The 16975-nt window shown below is 69.3% G+C and carries 18 protein-coding genes and 1 tRNA gene; 10 read left to right on the top strand and 9 right to left on the bottom strand.

Annotated elements, in window-relative coordinates; translation table 11 throughout:
* Window positions 1–14 precede the first annotated feature (14 nt).
* Together sigJ and AW273_RS16255 are read right to left on the bottom strand one after the other, a co-directional pair.
* Window positions 15–878 carry an RNA polymerase sigma factor SigJ gene (gene sigJ, locus AW273_RS16260; protein ID WP_062349151.1) on the bottom strand — a complete coding sequence of 288 codons (864 nt, stop codon included), beginning with the start codon at window positions 876–878 and terminating at the stop codon, window positions 15–17.
* Window positions 875–1486: a hemerythrin domain-containing protein gene (locus tag AW273_RS16255; RefSeq protein WP_062349150.1), complete on the bottom strand. Its 612-nt coding sequence runs from the start codon at window positions 1484–1486 to the stop codon at window positions 875–877. Before AW273_RS16255 ends, sigJ begins: the two co-directional genes overlap by 4 nt.
* Window positions 1487–1548: 62 nt before the next feature.
* On the opposite strand from AW273_RS16255, the gene AW273_RS16250 reads away from it, so the two are divergent.
* Both AW273_RS16250 and AW273_RS16245 read left to right on the top strand, forming a co-directional pair.
* Window positions 1549–2331 (top strand): MarR family winged helix-turn-helix transcriptional regulator, encoded by a 783-nt coding sequence (locus tag AW273_RS16250; RefSeq protein ID WP_062349149.1) that lies wholly within the window; start codon window positions 1549–1551, stop codon window positions 2329–2331.
* Window positions 2328–2792, top strand: a complete 465-nt coding sequence (locus AW273_RS16245) for a DnaJ family domain-containing protein (RefSeq protein ID WP_062349148.1) — start codon at window positions 2328–2330, stop codon at window positions 2790–2792. Before AW273_RS16250 ends, AW273_RS16245 begins: the two co-directional genes overlap by 4 nt.
* Here the strand turns inward: AW273_RS16245 and AW273_RS16240 are convergent.
* Complete coding sequence (locus tag AW273_RS16240; RefSeq protein WP_062349147.1) at window positions 2778–3437, bottom strand: slipin family protein; 660 nt, start codon at window positions 3435–3437, stop codon at window positions 2778–2780. The two genes, AW273_RS16245 and AW273_RS16240, sit on opposite strands and share 15 nt — an antisense overlap.
* Window positions 3438–3813: 376 nt before the next feature.
* Between AW273_RS16240 and AW273_RS16235 the strand changes: the two genes are divergently transcribed.
* Window positions 3814–3886: transfer RNA gene (locus AW273_RS16235), tRNA-Ala, on the top strand.
* A gap of 423 nt (window positions 3887–4309) precedes the next feature.
* On the opposite strand, the gene AW273_RS16230 is transcribed toward AW273_RS16235, so the two are convergent.
* The 4 genes from AW273_RS16230 to AW273_RS16220 form a co-directional block, all read right to left on the bottom strand.
* The gene (locus tag AW273_RS16230) at window positions 4310–4549 is read right to left on the bottom strand and encodes a hypothetical protein (protein WP_157555844.1); all 240 of its coding nucleotides are present in this window, start codon (window positions 4547–4549) and stop codon (window positions 4310–4312) included.
* Window positions 4550–4671: 122 nt separating this feature from the next.
* The gene (locus AW273_RS36270; protein ID WP_083949805.1) at window positions 4672–4932 is read right to left on the bottom strand and encodes a DUF1697 domain-containing protein; all 261 of its coding nucleotides are present in this window, start codon (window positions 4930–4932) and stop codon (window positions 4672–4674) included.
* 25 nt (window positions 4933–4957) lie between these two features.
* On the bottom strand, window positions 4958–5620 hold the full coding sequence (locus AW273_RS16225) for a neutral zinc metallopeptidase (RefSeq protein ID WP_157555843.1): 663 nt from the start codon (window positions 5618–5620) through the stop codon (window positions 4958–4960).
* 557 nt (window positions 5621–6177) lie between these two features.
* Window positions 6178–6531 carry a hypothetical protein gene (locus AW273_RS16220; protein ID WP_157555842.1) on the bottom strand — a complete coding sequence of 118 codons (354 nt, stop codon included), beginning with the start codon at window positions 6529–6531 and terminating at the stop codon, window positions 6178–6180.
* A 380-nt stretch (window positions 6532–6911) separates the two neighbouring features.
* On the opposite strand from AW273_RS16220, the gene AW273_RS16215 reads away from it, so the two are divergent.
* From AW273_RS16215 to AW273_RS16205, 3 genes are all read left to right on the top strand, one after another.
* Complete coding sequence (locus AW273_RS16215; protein WP_062349143.1) at window positions 6912–7379, top strand: hypothetical protein; 468 nt, start codon at window positions 6912–6914, stop codon at window positions 7377–7379.
* A 406-nt stretch (window positions 7380–7785) separates the two neighbouring features.
* Entirely contained in the window at window positions 7786–9408 is a 1623-nt protein-coding gene (gene abc-f, locus AW273_RS16210; protein WP_062349142.1) for a ribosomal protection-like ABC-F family protein, read from the top strand.
* A 60-nt stretch (window positions 9409–9468) separates the two neighbouring features.
* Complete coding sequence (locus AW273_RS16205; protein WP_062349141.1) at window positions 9469–11076, top strand: ABC-F family ATP-binding cassette domain-containing protein; 1608 nt, start codon at window positions 9469–9471, stop codon at window positions 11074–11076.
* Between the two features lie 3 nt (window positions 11077–11079).
* Here AW273_RS16205 and AW273_RS16200 read toward each other — a convergent pair whose 3' ends face one another.
* Window positions 11080–12204, bottom strand: a complete 1125-nt coding sequence (locus AW273_RS16200; protein ID WP_439648636.1) for a trypsin-like serine peptidase — start codon at window positions 12202–12204, stop codon at window positions 11080–11082.
* 150 nt (window positions 12205–12354) lie between these two features.
* Window positions 12355–12576 (bottom strand): hypothetical protein, encoded by a 222-nt coding sequence (locus AW273_RS16195; RefSeq protein WP_083949804.1) that lies wholly within the window; start codon window positions 12574–12576, stop codon window positions 12355–12357.
* A 468-nt stretch (window positions 12577–13044) separates the two neighbouring features.
* Between AW273_RS16195 and AW273_RS16190 the strand changes: the two genes are divergently transcribed.
* The 4 genes from AW273_RS16190 to AW273_RS16175 all read left to right on the top strand — a co-directional run bounded on the left by AW273_RS16190 (window position 13045) and on the right by AW273_RS16175 (window position 16963).
* The gene (locus AW273_RS16190) at window positions 13045–14346 is read left to right on the top strand and encodes a cellulose binding domain-containing protein (RefSeq protein ID WP_062349138.1); all 1302 of its coding nucleotides are present in this window, start codon (window positions 13045–13047) and stop codon (window positions 14344–14346) included.
* A 288-nt stretch (window positions 14347–14634) separates the two neighbouring features.
* Window positions 14635–15672: a ketoacyl-ACP synthase III family protein gene (locus AW273_RS16185; protein WP_063909978.1), complete on the top strand. Its 1038-nt coding sequence runs from the start codon at window positions 14635–14637 to the stop codon at window positions 15670–15672.
* Window positions 15669–15920 carry an acyl carrier protein gene (locus AW273_RS16180; RefSeq protein WP_062349136.1) on the top strand — a complete coding sequence of 84 codons (252 nt, stop codon included), beginning with the start codon at window positions 15669–15671 and terminating at the stop codon, window positions 15918–15920. Before AW273_RS16185 ends, AW273_RS16180 begins: the two co-directional genes overlap by 4 nt.
* Entirely contained in the window at window positions 15920–16963 is a 1044-nt protein-coding gene (locus AW273_RS16175) for a ketoacyl-ACP synthase III family protein (RefSeq protein ID WP_062349135.1), read from the top strand. The genes AW273_RS16180 and AW273_RS16175 overlap by 1 nt, the downstream gene beginning before the upstream one ends.
* Window positions 16964–16975: the final 12 nt, after the last annotated feature.

Raw genomic sequence — 16975 nt, 5'->3', positions numbered from 1 at the left:
GGACGGGCGCGATCTCACAGATGTGACATCTTCTCCGGGTTGGCGACGACGAACACCGTCTGGACCAGCCCGTCGGCCACGACCAGCGAGAAAACCGCCGCCACCCGCCCGTCGGCGTGGACGACGACCGCCGGCCCCCCGTTCACGCTGGCGATCTCGATGGAGAGCTCGGCGTCGAGACCGCCGAGGAAGCGGCTGACGCCGCGCTCGGAGGCGATGGAGATCAGGAACCTGGCCACGTTCACGGCCCCGGCGAGGATGTTCCGCGGCGCCTTGGCCTTGCCGCCGCCGTCGCCGACCAGCGTGACGTCTCGGGCCAGCAGGGCGGTCAGCCCGTCGAGGTCGCCCCCGGCGGCGGCGCTGACGAACCGCTCGGTGATCTCGCGGCGCTCGCCGCGGTCGACGTCGTAGCGGGGCCGCCGCTCCCTGACGTGGTCGCGGGCGCGTTTGGCGAGCTGCCGGACGGCCGCCTCGTCGCGGCCCAGGACGGCGCCGATCTCGGCGTGGCTGTAGCCGAACGCCTCCCTCAGGACGAAGACCGCTCTCTCCAGCGGCGAGAGCGTCTCCAGCACGACCAGGAGCGCCAGCTCGACCGAGTCGGCGAGCTCGGCCTCCTCGGCGACGTCGGGCGTGCTGACGAGCTCCGGGAGCCAGGGGCCGACGTAGGACTCCCGGCGCGTCTTGACGTGCCGGAGCCGGTCGATGGCCAGGTTCGTGGTGACCCGGACGAGATAGGCGCGCTCGTCGTCGGCGTGGCCCTCGGGGAGCTGAGACCAGCGCAGCCAGGCCTCCTGGACGACGTCTTCGGCGTCGGTGACGCTGCCGAGGACGCGGTAGGCGACCCCGAGCAGGACCTTCCGGTGCTCACTGAAAGTCATGACCCCGTAGACGTACCACCTGGACCGGATGTGACACGCATCGTGCGGTATGCCGGGAGCCACTCGTCCCGGTAGGCGGCCTTCATGGAGTCGGGCAGGGAGCTCAGCACACGGTCGGCGAGGTCGTCGGCGGCGGAGTCGAGCATCCAGGGCAGATAGCGGCCGGTGTCGCCGCCCACGCGCTGACGGTGGAGCGCGCCGAAGCGGGCCCACTCCTCCTGGGGGAGGGTGGCGGCGATCAGGGGCAGGGTCTCACGCTCCTCGTGCCGGAGGTGGGCGGTGAGCCGGTCGCGCAGGACGGCCACGTTCTCGGCCAGGTCGCCGGCGGCGCTCGACTCGACGGCGGCCAGGGCGGGGTCGATGACGGCGTGTTCGGCCTCCATGGCGTCGAGGAGGGCCAGGTCGGTCTCCGGGACGACCTTCCGCAGGGCGGGCCACAGGGCGTCGTCTTCCGACGTGTGGTGGATGTGCAGGTAGGTGGTGAACAGATCCCAGGTCACGGTGGCCTTGAGCAGGCCGTCGGGGGTCTCGGTCAGGCGGGCGACCCGATCGAGCTCGCGTCTGAGGGCGTCGTGGAGGGCGTACATCATCGTCATGTCGATGCTCATGTCGCGGACTTTATTATCAACATGCTTAACCGTCAATGAGTTAAGTGTCTTATGCTGTCGAGGTGCGGGAGTACATCGGTTATCTGCTGCGGAGCCTGTACGCCCGCCTCGCGTCCGACGGCTCAGGCCCGCGCGACTACGTGATCCTCGACACGCTCGCCGACCAGGCCGCCGGGTCGCAGCAGGAGCTGGCCGAACGGCTCGGCATCAACCGGACGATCATGGTGAAGCTGATCGACCGGTTGTCGGAGGAGGGCCTCGTCGTCCGGACGGTGAACCCGGCCAACCGGCGTTCCCACGTGATCTCCGTCACCCCCAAGGGCCGCGAGGCGCTCGAAGGGCTGCGCGCCACCATGGCCGCCCGCGACAGCGAGCTCACCGCCGCCCTCACCCCCGCCGAACGCGACCGCTTCACCGAACTGCTCGCCCGGCTCGTCGGCTCCGCCGGCAGCACCGAACACCTCGTCTCCCGGGCCCACTTCCAGCTGCGGCGCCGGGGCGACGCCCTGCTCGCCCACACCGGCATGAAGATGCGCTACCTGGGCCCCCTCATGACCATCGGGCGGCTCGGCCCCTGCCCGCAGCAGCGGCTGGCCGAGACGATGGGCTACACCGAGGCCGCCGCCGCCCAGGTCGTCGACGAACTCGCCGAAGCCGGCCTGGTGGCCCGCGGACAGGACCCGCTCGACCGCCGCCGATACGCCCTCGAACTCACCCCGCTCGGCATGGAGCGGCTGGAAACGGCCCAGGCGTCGGCCGATACGCTGCAAGGAGAGGTGATCGCCGCTCTCGGAGGCCCCGCCGAGGGCGAGGAGTTCAGGGAACTGCTCCGGAGGCTGGTGTGACCGACCGCAAGCCCGTCGGGATGAACTTCGAGATCTGGATCGACCGGCAGATCCGCGAGGCCGCCGCGCGCGGCGAGTTCGACGACCTGCCCGGCACGGGCAAACCGCTGCCCCGCCGCCGCGACGACGAGATGGGCTGGATCAAACGCAAACTCGACGAAGAAGGCCTGGAGTTCCCGCTGCCCGGCGGCCTCGGCCTGCGCCGCGAAGCCGAGAAGGTCAGGGCAGCCGCAGTCGCCGCCCGGTCGGAAGACCAGGCCCGCACCCTCGTCGCCGAGATGAACGACCGCATCAAAGACGCGGTACGCCACCCCATGGCCGGACCGCCCGTCGTCGTCCCCCTCATCGACGAGGACGAGGTCGTCGCCGCCTGGCGCGCCGCCCACCCGCCCGCGCCCCCGAAGGCCGCGGCGGCGCCGCCACCGGCACGAACGTGGTGGCGACGCCTACTCGGCCGCTGACCGCTGAACGCGGGGATCGATGACCAGCGTCGTCGACCGCTCCGCCGCCACCTGCAGCGTCCGGAGCTGCAGCAGCGCCGGGTGCTCCTCCAGGAGCCGGGCCGTGTTCGCCAGCGACCGCAGCGCCGCCGCCTCCGCCCGCGCCTCCTCCAGCACGGCCTTGCCGCGCTCCCGCGCCACGACCGCGTCCATCGCCGCCCGCCGCAGCTCACCCGGCAGCATCAGGTCACGCATCCGGAAGTCGGTGACCTCGATGCCGAGAGGGGCGACCTCCGCGCGTACCGCGTCGAGATCGAGCGTCGCCCGCTCGGCGATCAGCGACTCCAGTTCCACCCCGCCCACGGTGGCGCGCAGCCCCTCCTGCAGCGCGGCGTAGAGGACCGGAACCGGCTTGGCGACCCCGTTCGTGAACGCCACCGGATCGCTCACCAGCCACGACGCCGTCGCCGACACCCGGATCGAGACACCGTCACGGGTCAGGACCTCCTGGCCGGGGACGTGCACGAGCTGAGGCCGCACGTCGACCGTGACATGGGTCGTGCGGCGGGGGTTGTAGCGGTGCCGGCCCGGCCCCAGGAGCCGCTCGAACCGCCCGTCGTGGAAGGCCAGCACACGCTGCCACTCCATCACCGTGATCTTCGCCATTCTGCCCGCTCACCCCTTTTCGCTTCGAGAGGACGGCCTCCGGCGGGGCGTCACGGAGCCACGGGCGGGGGCGTCCCCGTCCAGGACGGGAGCCCGCAGAGCCCAGGCGACCGCATCGAACACGACCCGCCGGAGGTCGCCGCAGGGAATCGAACCCCAAGGTCTTGACGACCTACCAGAGAAGGAGGTGCGCGACGCGATGCGGGGAACGCGACCCGGCGATACCCGGGGCGCCCCTGACCTGCCGGCACCACGATCAACGGTACGGGGCGGGATGCGGCGTATGCGAAGGGATTTCGGGGGGCCGCGCTCGCGTTCACCCCTCGTTCCGGAATCCGCTATGCTGGCACAGCACTCACGCACCACCGAGTGTGGCGGGGCTATAGCGCAGCTGGTAGCGCACTTCCATGGCATGGAAGGGGTCTGGGGTTCGAATCCCCATAGCTCCACTGGCGAATGAATGGCTCGTGGTTGTCGCCCCTTCGGGGTGCCTGCCACGGGCCATTCGCCATTTCTGCACACGGGGGGACGACCCCCCGAACCCCCCGATACGAGAGGGCTGTCGCCCCCTCGTGCTCCCCCTGGTCCGCTCTCGCGGCCCTGGCGTCGCTTCGCTCCGGGTCGCTGTCGCTCCTGGCGAAGGGCTCCGCCCCTCGCGCTCCCTGGGCAGGCCTCGCTTCGCTCGGGCTGTTCTCGCTTCGCTCGGATGGGATTTCAAAACAAGCCTGGTCCGCGGATTCGTGGCTGGGCCAAAGGGGGTTTCTGTTGCTGCATTTCCGCGCTAACCCCGTGAATGCTTTTCCTTGGTCTGCTTGCCTTGCTCGATCGGTTTACCCGCTGCGCTGAACATCTTGATGATTATCGCAGGATCTTCATTCGCTGCCGCGCATGAATCCGAATTTGGATGGGGTGTGGGCGTGGCCGTCGTCTTCATGCCAGTGGCAGATGAGCGCCTGGATGAAATCCGGTCCGTCATTGACGAGAAACAATCGGCTTTCCGGTGAGGCTGGGAGATCGAGCCTGGCGATTCTCTCATCACCGGGGCTGACCTCTTGCAGTGCGAGGCTCTCGTATTCATGTCTGATCCGGGTGTATCTGATGTGCTCGAACATCAGGTCGACTCGTCGGCCATATCCGCGATCCTCCCGGGGAAGGCTTCGAAACAGCATCCTCGAATAGCTGACCGAGTAGGCCCAGAGCCTGAACTCTCGTTCCCATGACGCCGTGAGTGCCATTATTGTCTTTCGTGAGACTCTGAGGGTTGGCCGAGCGGTGGTGGTTCTGGAAGCCCGCCTCTCGCGAGTTGTGAAGCGGGAGACGTGCCCTCAAACAGGTATCCGTGCGCGGAGCCGTTCATGCGGAGCTCGCGGCCGTCCCGCCTGCCGTTCTGCAGATAGATCTCGACGTCGGCGTACCCGAGATCGGTGCACACTGCGCGCAGGTCCGGCATGGAGATGTTCTTGTGGCCGCCGAGGTTCACCGCGCGCAGCAGCATCACACATGGGGTCACGCCCGATTGTCTACCTCGACAGCCGGGACGCCGTGGGCAGGCAGGCGCGGACGCCTCCCTCGGCGCCGCGGGTGAAGAAGGAGATGCGTTGCTCGGCGGAGCCGTGGTCGCCGACGTCGGTCCACGGGGTGCGGTCGCCCATACGGCGCAGGGCGGCGCGGAGTTCGGCCACGTCTCCGTCCTCGAAGAGGAGCGTCTTCTGGGCCGCGGCGCCGAACAGTACCGCGCCGGCGAAGCAGTCGGCCTGTAACTCCTGGGCGCGGGGCACCAGGGAGCGCTGGATCCTGGCCTGGACGGCGTGCCCCCACTCGTGGGCGATGACGAGGTAGACCCAGGCATCACCGGATCGGTAGCCGCCGGCCATGAGGTCGAAGTCCCAGGCGATGAAATCGCCGGGCAGGCAGTAGAAGGCGTTGCCGAAGCCGGTGCGGCTACCACCGCAGGCCGGCGGCTGTCGCACGCCGCGCCGGAAGGAGCCGAAGACCCTGGGAGGCTGATAGGTACCGGTGAAGAAGGTGGTCCAATTGCGGGCCCAGTAGGCGTTCGTCACGTTGATCGCGGTGGTGATGTCGGCGTTGATGTCGTCGGGAACGCGCGGTGCCGCGCTCGCTGGAGTGGCTATGAGCAGGGACGATGTCAGGAGTGCGGCAAGGGCCGCCGATCGGATGCGCATGGAGGTCCCGGTGTCGGTGGGGGATGGGACTCCATTGCAAACGACCTCAACAGAGGCGAATATGGCGTTTTTCATAGACGCGGGAACGATGACGGATGCGCATCAATGGTTTCAACGCCCGGCTTGACCTGACGTAGCTCCGTCTAGGGCCCTCTCACGTGATCCCAGAGCGACTCAAGCTCTGGGGCGTGTCCGGTAGATCACGCGTGAGCCATAACAGGCCTACAGTTGAGAAGTGCAGCAATCGGGTCCCTGGTCAGGGATTTCTTCCGGAACTCGGTTTGTGCGAGCTTCTTTCGTCGCCATGCGGTGCCCGGTGCACGACATCTTCAGCGACGGCGATTTGGTTCACGACTGCGTTCGATTAGGGATGGATTGGCTTCACTTACTGGAAACGGCCCGTGGTCGACACCCTTCGGGCGGCTGTCACGGGCCGTTCTTTTTGCCGATCACGTTTTCTGGCTACGCTCACTTCACTCGAAAGGTGGAGTCCGAGCCGCCCTCATCGATGTGGGAGAGGGACCGCATAGTCCCTAACCGCGCCAGAGGGCTATATGTCAGGTGGTCCTCCAGCCGGAGCTCTTCCCCCCGCGCCAGACGGCCTCGATCGCCACGATCGTCGTGCCGGAGGGCGCGTAGCCTATGCCACAACCGTCCGCGCGGCCGTTGCTGTCGGCGATGTCCTTGATCTGGCCGTTGGAGAGTCTCATGCGGCCGTAGACGCCCACGTTGTCGGGCAGCATGTCACAGGCGTAGAAGACCGTGTGGGTGGAGTTGACCGAGGCCGTTCCGGCCTTGATGTTCCGGTCGTCGTAGACGGTGGCGACCGTCACATGGGCGGATGCCGGCGCGGCGAGCGCCAGCACTCCGATGGCGCTGAGGGCGGCCAGGGCAGAGGTTACCGTTCTCAACGGGGTCTCCTTCGTGATTGTTCGCCATGTTTTCTGACGCGGTCAGAATTGGCGCCGGACTTTCCGGTTCGACGTTGCTGCGGGACTCGACCGAGCCTGCCGTTGAGATCTATATGTTTCCTATATTCGCCATATGGGACCCAGCCGTGGCCTCAATGTGCCTGATCACGGCCCTTGCTCGCTGATACTCGTGTTGTTCTGGGGTCCCGCTGCGAGAGAATCATGGCGCGCGATGAACTTCTGACCGGCCCAGGTTATTGAGGTCGTTACCGGAATCGGCGGCCTCCGGTCATGGCCCCTCTTGATGTGAGAGGGCCTCCGCGTGCTGGAGGCGGCCACAATCTCAGCTGATCTGTTGCCGGGAAACGGGTGAGGAACTTGTGAGTGATGACGTGCTCTCCGTCATTCCGACGGATCCGTGGTGGCGGCCGGGGCAGGAGGCGGCCCACCGGGCCGCTGCGCTCGCGGCCGAGCTGGCCCCCGGGCTGATCGATGACGAGGAGGTCGAGATCGACGTCAGCTGGCACGAGACCATCCAGTTCGTCGACAGCTACTCGAACCTGATGCGGATCACATGTCCGTTGTGCGGGAGCTCCATCGATCTCGAATGGTGGCAGGAGTTCGGCGACGCTCACGCGGATGAGGGGCTGTCGACCTTGGAGGTCCGGGTGCCCTGCTGTTCGGGGTCGACCTCACTGGAGGATCTGCGGTTCGACTGGCCGTGTGGTTTCGCGCGGTTCGAGATCGCCATCTGGAATCCGGACCGCGCGTCATTCGACGACGATGAGCTGGCGGCGCTTGGGGCTGCCCTCGGGCATCCCGTGCGGCAGATCCGCGCTCACATCTGAGGCGGCCCGCACCTGCCCTCCGCTGCCTCAGAAGGTGAGGTCTCTTGCTGTCGAGGTGACTGCGTATCGGTGTGGTGAAGGGCTCTCCGGCCAGTGCGCGCCCGCGCGGCGGAGGCCGGGCACCCGTGTTGACAGAGCTTCGGGTCTTTGGCAGCCTGTTGGCGGTCCGTCCCCGAATCGCCTTTCGGCAATGGTGCCCATCGACACCCCTCCGGGAGCCGGACCTCTACGTGATCAGGAACCAGGAGACCAGACATGGTGGTTGACGACGACATCTCCGGGTGAGACCGGAACTGATCGGCCGCAGGCAGGCGCGCGATGACGCTGCCGCCGTGGCCGTCTCGTCGTTCCCCTGTTTCCTGCTGGGCGGCCCCTGCGCGCCCGCGTTCACGCATGAGGTTTTCGCATGTCCGATGCGTTCGTCGTCTGTTCCAACCTGTCCTTCTCCTGGCCCGACGACACCCCGGTGTTCCAGGATCTCTCCTTCACCGTGCCGGCGGGCCGGACCGGCCTCGTGGCGCCCAACGGCGCCGGGAAGAGCACGCTGCTCAGGCTGATCGCCGGGGAACTGAAGCCGGCGGCCGGGTCGGTCACGGTCGGGGGAGTGCTGGGGTATCTGCCTCAGACGTTGCCTCTGGCCGGGGAGCTGACCGTCGCCGAGGTGCTCGGGATCGCGCCGGTGATCGAGGCTCTGGACGCCATCGAGTCCGGTGACGCCGGCGAGGAGCATTTCACCACGATCGGCAACGACTGGGACGTCGAGGAGCGCACCCGTGCCCAGCTCGACCGGCTGGGGCTCGGTGACGTCTCCTTCGACCGGCCGCTGCGCACGTTCAGCGGCGGGCAGGTCGTCTCGCTCGGGCTGGCGGCGCAGTTGCTGAAGCGGCCCGACGTGCTGCTGCTCGACGAGCCGACCAACAATCTCGACCTCGACGCCCGGCGGCAGCTCTACTCGGTGCTCGAGGGCTGGAGCGGCTGTCTGCTGCTGGTCAGTCACGATCGGGCGCTGCTCGACCGCATGGACCGGATCGCCGAACTCCACCGGGGCGACGTCCAGTTCCACGGCGGGAACTTCACCGACTACGAGGAGGCGGTACGGGCCGCGCGGGAGGTCGCGGAGAAGAACGTCCGCAACGCCGAGCAGGAGGTCAAGCGGGAGAAGCGCGAGCTTCAGCAGGCCCGAGAGCGGGCCGAGCGCCGGGCCGGCAACGCCTCCCGGAACCTCAAGAACGCCGGGCTGCCGAAGATCTTCGCCGGGACGATGAAGCGCAACGCCCAGGAGTCGGCGGGGAAGGCCAACGAGACGCACACCGCCCGGGTGAACCAGGCCAAGGCGCGGCTGGACGAGGCGGGCCGCGCGCTGCGCGACGAGCAGAAGATCACGCTGGAGCTGCCGGGGACCAACGTGCCGGCCGGGCGCACGGTGTTCCTCGGGAAGAACATGCAGGTCCGCTACGACGGGCGGGCCCTCTTCGCCGGGGAGGGCGCCGACCTGACGATCCGGGGGCCCGAGCGCATCGCCCTGACCGGGCCCAACGGGGTCGGCAAGTCGAGCCTCCTGCGGGTGATCGGTGGCGAGCTGGAGGGCGGCGAGACCAGGCGGGCCGACGGGCGGGTCGCCTACCTCTCCCAGCGGCTCGACCTGCTGGACCTCGACCGGACCGTGGCGGAGAACCTGGCCGCGTTCGCGCCGGGGATGCCGCAGGCGCAGCGGATGAACCTGCTCGCCCGCTTCCTGTTCCGGGGGTCCCGCATCCACCTCCCGGTCGGGGCGTTGTCGGGTGGGGAGCGGCTGCGGGCCACCCTGGCCTGCGTCCTGTACGCCGAACCCGCGCCCCAGCTCCTCCTGCTGGACGAACCGACCAACAACCTCGACCTGGTCAGCGTCGCCCAGCTGGAGAGCGCGCTCGCCGCCTACGAAGGGGCGTTCGTGGTGGTCAGCCACGACGAGCGGTTCCTCGCCGAGATCGGGGTGGACCGCTGGTTGCGGCTCTCCGAGGGCCGGCTGCTGGAGACGACCCCGCGGTAGTGCGGCCGGGTCGCCCCGGCCTGCCCGTGCCCGCACGTCCGATCCCCTTGGTGGTGTCGCATGCCTCCTTCAGCCCTGCTCGCCCATGATCTCGTCCGCACGCTCGGCGCCCGGCGGGTGCTCGACGGCGTCTCGCTCACCGCCGCCCCCGGTCACCGGATCGGGCTGGTCGGTGAGAACGGCGCCGGGAAGTCCACCCTGCTGCGGCTGCTCGCGGGGGTGGACGAACCCGACTCCGGCGAGGTCGTCCGGCCCGCCGACCTCGGCTTCCTGCACCAGGAGACGCCGTTCGACGCCGGGGCGACCGTCGCCGACGTGCTCGACGACGCCCTGCGCGAGGCCCGCGACGTCCTGGCGGAACTCGACCGGCTCGCCGGGGCGCTCGCCGACGTACCGCCGGACTCGCCGGGCTACGGCGAGTTGCTCGGCCGGTACGGCGAGCGCCTCGACCACGCGCGTGACCAGGACGCCTGGGACGCCGACCGGCGGGCCGCGATCGTGCTCGACGGGCTCGGCCTCGGGGGTGTGCGGCCCGATCGTGCGCTCGGGTCGTTGTCCGGCGGGCAGCGGGGGCGGCTCGCGCTGGCCGCGCTGCTGGTGCGGCGGCCCTCGGCGCTGCTGCTCGACGAGCCCAGCAACCATCTCGACGACGCGGCGACGGCCTTTCTGGAGGAGCAACTCCGCGGTCTCCCGGGCGTCGTCGTGGTGGCCAGTCACGACCGGGCGTTCCTCGACGCGGTCTGCACCGACCTGATCGACCTCGATCCCGCGGTGGGCGGGCCCGTCCGGTACGGCGGGAACTACAGCGCCTACCAGGCCGAGAAGCGGGCGGAGCGGCGACGGTGGCAGCGGCGCTTCGCCGAGGAGCAGGAGGAGCTCGCCGCGCTGCGCCGGGCGGCCGCCGTCACCGCGCACCAGGTCGCGCCAGGCGGTGTGAGGCGCGACAACGAGAAGATGGGCTACGGCCACACCAGCGGCCGGGTGCAGAACCAGATCTCCCGGCGGGTGCGCGACGCGACTCGGCGGCTCGCCGAGCTGGAGCGCGACCAGGTCCCCGCGCCGCCGGAGCCGCTGAGGTTCCGCGTCGCCGCGCTCGCCACCGAGTCCGCCGACGGGATCCTGGTGTCGCTGCGCGGCGTCCACGTGCCCGGCCGGCTCACGCTTGACCGCCTCGACGTGCCGGCCACCGCGCGGCTGCTGGTCACCGGGCCGAACGGCGCGGGCAAGTCGACCCTGCTCGCGGTGCTGGCCGGGCGGCTGGACGCCCACGGCGAGGTGCGGCGGCGGGGTGGGTTGCGGGTCGGCCTGCTGGCCCAGGACAGCGAGTTCGACCGGCCCGGCCGCACCGTGCGGGAGACCTACGAGGAGGCACTCGGCGCCGGGCGTGCCGCGTCGGTGCCGCTCGACTCCCTCGGCCTGCTCGGCCCCCGCGACCTCGGACGGCGGGTCGGGGAGTTGTCGGTCGGCCAGCGCCGGCGGCTCGCCCTGGCGCTGCTCGTCGCCGACCCGCCCGAGCTGCTGCTGCTCGACGAGCCGACCAACCACCTCTCTCCCCGGCTCTGCGACGAGCTGGAGGAGGCGCTGGGCACCGGACCCGGCGCGATCGTGGTCGCCAGCCACGACCGGTGGTTGCGGTCCCGCTGGCCGGGCGGTGAGCTCCGGTTGTGAACCTCAGCCCGTCACCGGGCCGGTCGCGACCTCGGCGGCTCTGCGGTAGACCTCGGCGGTGCCGCCGTCGAAGTAGGCGGAGGTCATCAGGTCGTACCTGCCGTCGCGGTCCTGGTCGACGAAGAGGCCGACCACGCCGTGGAGGTATCCGGCGCGGAGCCGGTTGTTGTACGACCCCAGCATCGGCGCGCCGTCGCCGCCCGCCGCCCAGCCGCTCAACACCCCGACATGGGAGTCCGCGTTGTTGGTGGCCGGGTCGGCCGTGACGTACCGGGAGGAGAGGCGGCCGTAGGTGTACCTCATCGACTCGCCGCTGTAGTCGCCCGTGGGGTAGCCGAAGGTGTAGACCTCGGCGTCCGGGCGTGTGTTGTACCGCAGGCCCTGGCCGCCGACGACGTCGCCGAGCCGGCCCACGTTCTGCGCGGCGGCCGTGTGGTAAAGGCCGCCCTGGATCCATTTCGGGCCGGTGTGGGCGTCGTACTGGGCCGGGGTGACCTGCGTGATCGCGGTCAGGCGCACGCCGTCGTAGACGTTGACGAAGGCGTAGTCCGCGTCCAGGTCCCCGGCGGTGTCGTAATCGTGGTGCGTCCAGGCCCGCATGCCGACGTAGACGCCGTAGGGCGTCTTGCCCGTGTAGGCGGCGGGCACGAACACCCACTTGTCCATCGGCGTGCCGACCCGCGTGGGGTCGTGGACGCAGTGGGCGGCGGTGGCGACCACGTTGCGGTGGGCCGACTCGACCGAGGTGGCCGAGCACCAGCGCTCCCGGCCTTCGTGGTCGACGAAGAACACCTTGCCGACCGTCTTGGGGTGGGTGACCGTGCCGGGGCTCTCGGCGGGGGGTTCGTAACCCGCCTCGTGTCCGGGCTCGACCGTGCCCTGTTCGCCGGAGGGGACGATGGGGCCGGTCCTGGTGAACGCGGGCCGGAGGTTTCCGGGGCCGAAGGCCGTGGCCCGTCGCAGCGCCGCCCCGTTGCCGACGCTCCAGTAACCGGCGACCGCGACCGCCTCGGCGGGGCCGGCGGCCAGGGTGTCGGCCGCCCACCCGCCGGTGGCCGCGGCCGTTCCTTGACCGGAGATCAGCAGGGAGAGTGCGATGCCGACGGCGAATGCCGAGTTTCTCAACACGATGGCCCTTCGGAACGCGCGACGTGGACGCGACGAAACCTAGGGATCATGCTGAACGGACGTCGTCCGCCTGGAGGGGGACCCGGCTTCCGCCGTTCAGATGACGGCGGTGCCCTTCCCGGCACCGCCGCTACCGGTCGTCGTGACGGGTCACGCGTAGAGGAAGTAGTAGCGGTAGCGGCCCTCCCACACGCACGAGTAGTCGTCCCACCAGCCCTGGGCGATGCCGTGGGCGCCGATCCGCTCGCACTCGGCCGACGTCCTGAAGACGCCGGACAACCGGTCGGCGGCGTGGGCCGGGGTGGAGCCGATCAGCACGGACGCTCCGAGAACCACGACGGCCGAGACGAGAACAGCGCGTGCCTTTCGCATTCGTCCTCCTGTGACTGTGGAGATCATGACGGCGGACATTATCACTCACCCCGCGTTAGGGAGAATTGTCACGATTGAATCGGGGCGGCCGCCGCCGTGAAAGTTTCATCGGCGGGGGCGTTGAAGTGGCGTTTGTTCGCGCGCATTCACGTTCGGTGAAACAGATATTACTTTCCGGGGGCTGTCCAATTCCGTACACGGCGGCCTTGAAGGGCCTCGCAGGTGCGTATCCGACGGGCCGTGCAGCGCATGCATGATCTGTACGTCTTCGCGCCGTGTCGATGCGTATGGTCCGGTTCATGCCGCTATGAAAAACGGGTTAAGAAAGTTTTGACCATCGCGACTTATGTGTCATATCGTCTCCCCGCCCATATCGATGGAAGCCGCGACACTCGTGCAGGACGTCGCTGCCGGGGGAGCGGCGATCATCCGACCGACCGGAGTCGCACTATGCAAGCTCGAATACATATGGCCACGGTCGCCGGCATGGTGATGACCATGCTGGCCGTCCTTGGCGTGTCGGTGGCCCTCGCGCCGCCGGCTCACGCGCAGGTGATCTCCGACATCGCCTACGCGCCCGCACAGCCGGCCGGTAGCAGGGGGCACCTGCTGGACCTTCACCTTCCGTCCACCGGGATCACGCCCCGGCCGCTGATCATCTGGCACAGCGGCTCGGCGTGGACCAGCGACGACAGTAAGCCCGGGGCGGCCGACATCGCGGCGATCTTCAACCCGCTGGGCTTCGCGGTGGCCGGTGTCAACGTCCGGTCGAGCGCCCAGGCGATCTTCCCGGCGCAGGTGCACGACATCAAGGCGGCCATCCGCTGGTTGCGCGCCAACGCCGCCACCTACCAGCTCGACCCCAACCGCTTCGCGATGGCTGGCGACTCCTCGGGCGCCTGGCTGACGCAGATGGCCGTCTTCTCGGGCGGCGTGGCGGCGCTGGAGGGCACGCTCGGCACGACCGGCGTCTCCAGCGCGGTGAGCACAGGCCTGGCCTTCTACTCGCCGACCGACTTCCTGCAGATGAACGCGCAGAACCTGCCGACCGGCGGGCTCGACCACGACTCGCCCGCCTCGCCGGAGTCGCTGCTGGTCGGCTGCCCGATCCAGACCTGCCCGGCCGCGGTGGCCGCCGCCAACCCGATGACCTACGTCGACGCCAACGATCCGCCGCTGCTGTTCCTGCACGGCCAGGCCGACTTCCTGGTGCCGCACGGCCAGAGCGTGCTGCTCTTCAACCGGATCAAGGCGCAGTGCGGCAACGCCACGTTCGTCTCGGTCCCGGCGGCCGACCACATGATGGTCCAGATCATGGACCCCGCCCAGTACGGCAACGAGACCGTCCGCACCACCGCGAACTGCGGCGAGACCGTCAGCACCGGCACGCTGAACCCGAGCTGGCCCAACTTCACGACGTGGCTGCGCAGCGGGCTCAAGCTGGGCAACGCCTGCGAGGTGACCTACTCCACCGGCGCCTGGAACGGCGCCTTCAACGGCAGCGTGGTGGTCAAGAACACCGGTGCGAGCCCCGTCCAGGGCTGGACCGTGACGTGGACCTGGTCGGGCAACCAGCAGATCACGAGCGCCTGGAACGCCACGGTGACCCAGGTCGGCAACCAGGTGACGGCCCGCGACGCCGGCCACAACGCCTACATCGGCCCCAACAACAACAGCCAGAGCTTCGGCTTCGCGGCCACCGCGACCGGCACGAACGCCATTCCCGCCCAGTTCAAGATGAACAACATCGTCTGCACGCGAGTGCCCTGAGACGATCCCGCCGGGCCCGACCCGAATGGCGACGGCCCGGCGCCCTTTGATTTCGGAAAAACCACGTCGTGAAGTCGCGGACGCATTTCCGAAACTCAACACGTACTGTCGGGTTCAGCTAACGGAATGTCGCCGACCAGAATCATTGATTTATCCGAGGGCGCGCCCCTAGTGTTGCCCTGGCGGCCCGCCGGCCCATTTCCCGCCTTTTTCGCTGAACGGCCGAGGTGCGTGATATCCCGGGCCCGCGATTAATTCGGACGCTTCCTTTCATGAGTTAGGGGACGTGTGCGTACACCCAACATGTTCGTCAGGAGTCTCGGTGTCTACGTGCCGGAGAGCGTGAGCGTCGAGCACGCGGTCCACGAAGGCTGGTATCCGGCCGAGGAGGCCGAGAAGTTCCGGCAGATCGGCGCGGCGGTGGCCGGTGACATGCCGGCGCCCGAAATGGCGCGGCTCGCGGTCGTGGACGCCTACGAGCGCTGGGGCGAGTCGTCCCCGAAGGAACTCGACCTGCTGCTCTACCCGTCGGTGTGGCACCAGGGCCCGAACGGCTGGCAGCCCCAGCACTACCTGCAGAAGCACCTCCTCGGCGGGCCGGTGCCCGCGTTCGAGATCCGCAGCGGCTGCGTCGGGATGATCAGCTCGCTGGAGCTCGCGGCGAGCTACCTGATGGCCCTGCCGGAACGGCAGACGGCGATGGTCGTCTCCTCCGACAACCACGGCACCCCGCTGGTGGACCGCTGGCGGATGACCCCCGGCGCGCTGATCGGCGACGCCGCCGCGGCGCTCCTCCTCGGCAAGGACCACGGCATGGCCCAGCTCCTGTCGGTGAACGCGACCGTGATCCCGGAGGCCGACGCGGTCAACGACGGCGCCTACCCCCTCTTCCCCCCGGACGCCACCGTCGGCGTCGGCCTGAGCTTCGGCGACCGGCACGAGGAGTTCCGCCAGCGGCTGCTCAAGAAGCAGGGGACCGGCATCCACCTGACGATCCAGAAGACGATGATGCAGCAGGTCGAGCAGACCCTCGACGAAGCCGGCATCGGACTGTCGGACATCACGAAGGTGGCGCTGCCGCACGGCCGCCGCGAGGACCTCGACGGCCAGATGTCCTGGCTCGGCATCGACGAGGACCAGACGACCTGGGACTACGGCCGGCGCGTGGGCCACTGCGGCGCGGTCGACCAGTTCATCGCCTTCGAGCACCTGCTCGCGACCGGCGGTCTCGTGGCCGGCGACCATCTGCTCATGGTCGGGTTCGGCTCCGGGACGTCCTGCGCCGCCGCGGTGTTCAAGGTCATCAAGGAAGGGCCGCGCGCATGACCGACCTCAACCGGAGACTGGTCGACTTCATCCAGGAGAACCTCGTCCAGGACGGCGACGACATCGTCGTCGACGAGACGACCCCGCTCCTCACGTCGGGCCTGCTCGACTCGCTGCGCACCGCGCGGCTGCTGAACTTCCTCCGCAAGGACGTCGGGGTCCCGATCCCCGCCGCCAAGCTCGACTCCGAGAACTTCCAGGACGTCGTGACCATCGCGGCCATGGTCAGAGAGCTCGAAACCGTCTGATGCGCTACGCGGACACGTACCTCGGCGGGGTGGGCGCCTTCGTCCCCCGGACCGTCGTCAGCGTCGAGAAGGCCGTGGCCAAGGGGTGGTACCCGGCCGAAGAGGCCGAGTTGCACAACCTGGCCGGGGCGGTGGTGGCGGGCGACGTACCGGCGCCCGAAATGGCCCTGCACGCGGCCCGCAGCGCGCTGAAGCGCAGCGGGCGCGCGCCCGCCGACGTCGGCCTCCTCCTGTACGCCTCCTCCTGGCACCAGGGACCCGACGGCTGGCCCCCGCACTCCTACCTGCAGCGTCAGCTCGTCGGCGGCGACGTGCTGGCCACCGAGATCCGGCAGGGCTGCAACGGGATGTTCCTCGCCCTGGAACTCGCGGCCGGCCACCTGGCCGCCGTGCCGGGCCGGCGGGCCGCCCTGCTGGTCGCCGCCGACAACTACGGCACCCCGCTGATGGACCGGTGGCGGATGGGCCCCGGCTACATCGGCGGCGACGCCGCCAGCGCGCTCGTGCTCACCAGGGAGCCCGGCTTCGCCCGGTTGACGTCGGTCTGCACGACGACGGTGACCGAGGCCGAGGAACTGCACCGGGGCAGCGAGCCCTTGTTCCCGCCGGGCGTCACGGTCGGCCGCAAGATGAGCTTCGCGGCCAGGAACGAGCAGTTCCGCCAGCAGGTCATGTCCAAGGGCGAGGCCACCGCGGCGCTGTTCAAGATCCAGCGGGCGCTGATGGAGGTCGTCGAGCGTGCCCTGGACGAGAGCGGGATCAAACCCGCCGACCTCACCCGGGTGGCGTTCATGAACTACTCGGAAGAGATCGTCGAACAGCGCTGCATGACCATGCTGGACCTGCCCATGTCCCGCTCGACCTGGGACTACGGCCGCACCATCGGCCACTGCGGGGCCAGCGACCAGGTTCTGTCCCTCGACCACCTGCTGCTGACCGGCCAGTTGGCTCCCGGCGACCACCTGCTGATGCTCGGGACCGGGCCGGGAGTGACCGTCTCCAGCGCCGTGATCAAGATCGTTGACAATCCTCCGTGGGTCTGAACCGAAGGGAAC

The sequence above is a fragment of the Herbidospora yilanensis genome (genome assembly GCF_001570565.1).
GTDB lineage: Bacteria > Actinomycetota > Actinomycetes > Streptosporangiales > Streptosporangiaceae > Herbidospora > Herbidospora yilanensis.
This window is presented reverse-complemented; position numbering and strand designations above follow the sequence as displayed.

Bases quoted from the DNA above. Each gene is read 5' to 3' on its own strand.
- sigJ (WP_062349151.1), bottom strand. From the start codon at position 878: ATGACTTTCAGTGAGCACCGGAAGGTCCTGCTCGGGGTCGCCTACCGC.
- AW273_RS16255 (WP_062349150.1), bottom strand. From the start codon at position 1,486: ATGAGCATCGACATGACGATGATGTACGCCCTCCACGACGCCCTCAGA.
- AW273_RS16240 (WP_062349147.1), bottom strand. From the start codon at position 3,437: ATGGCGAAGATCACGGTGATGGAGTGGCAGCGTGTGCTGGCCTTCCAC.
- AW273_RS16230 (WP_157555844.1), bottom strand. From the start codon at position 4,549: ATGTTCGAGCACATCAGATACACCCGGATCAGACATGAATACGAGAGC.
- AW273_RS36270 (WP_083949805.1), bottom strand. From the start codon at position 4,932: ATGCTGCTGCGCGCGGTGAACCTCGGCGGCCACAAGAACATCTCCATG.
- AW273_RS16225 (WP_157555843.1), bottom strand. From the start codon at position 5,620: ATGCGCATCCGATCGGCGGCCCTTGCCGCACTCCTGACATCGTCCCTG.
- abc-f (WP_062349142.1), top strand. From the start codon at position 7,786: ATGTCCGATGCGTTCGTCGTCTGTTCCAACCTGTCCTTCTCCTGGCCC.
- AW273_RS16205 (WP_062349141.1), top strand. From the start codon at position 9,469: ATGCCTCCTTCAGCCCTGCTCGCCCATGATCTCGTCCGCACGCTCGGC.
- AW273_RS16195 (WP_083949804.1), bottom strand. From the start codon at position 12,576: ATGCGAAAGGCACGCGCTGTTCTCGTCTCGGCCGTCGTGGTTCTCGGA.
- AW273_RS16190 (WP_062349138.1), top strand. From the start codon at position 13,045: ATGGCCACGGTCGCCGGCATGGTGATGACCATGCTGGCCGTCCTTGGC.
- AW273_RS16180 (WP_062349136.1), top strand. From the start codon at position 15,669: ATGACCGACCTCAACCGGAGACTGGTCGACTTCATCCAGGAGAACCTC.
- AW273_RS16175 (WP_062349135.1), top strand. From the start codon at position 15,920: ATGCGCTACGCGGACACGTACCTCGGCGGGGTGGGCGCCTTCGTCCCC.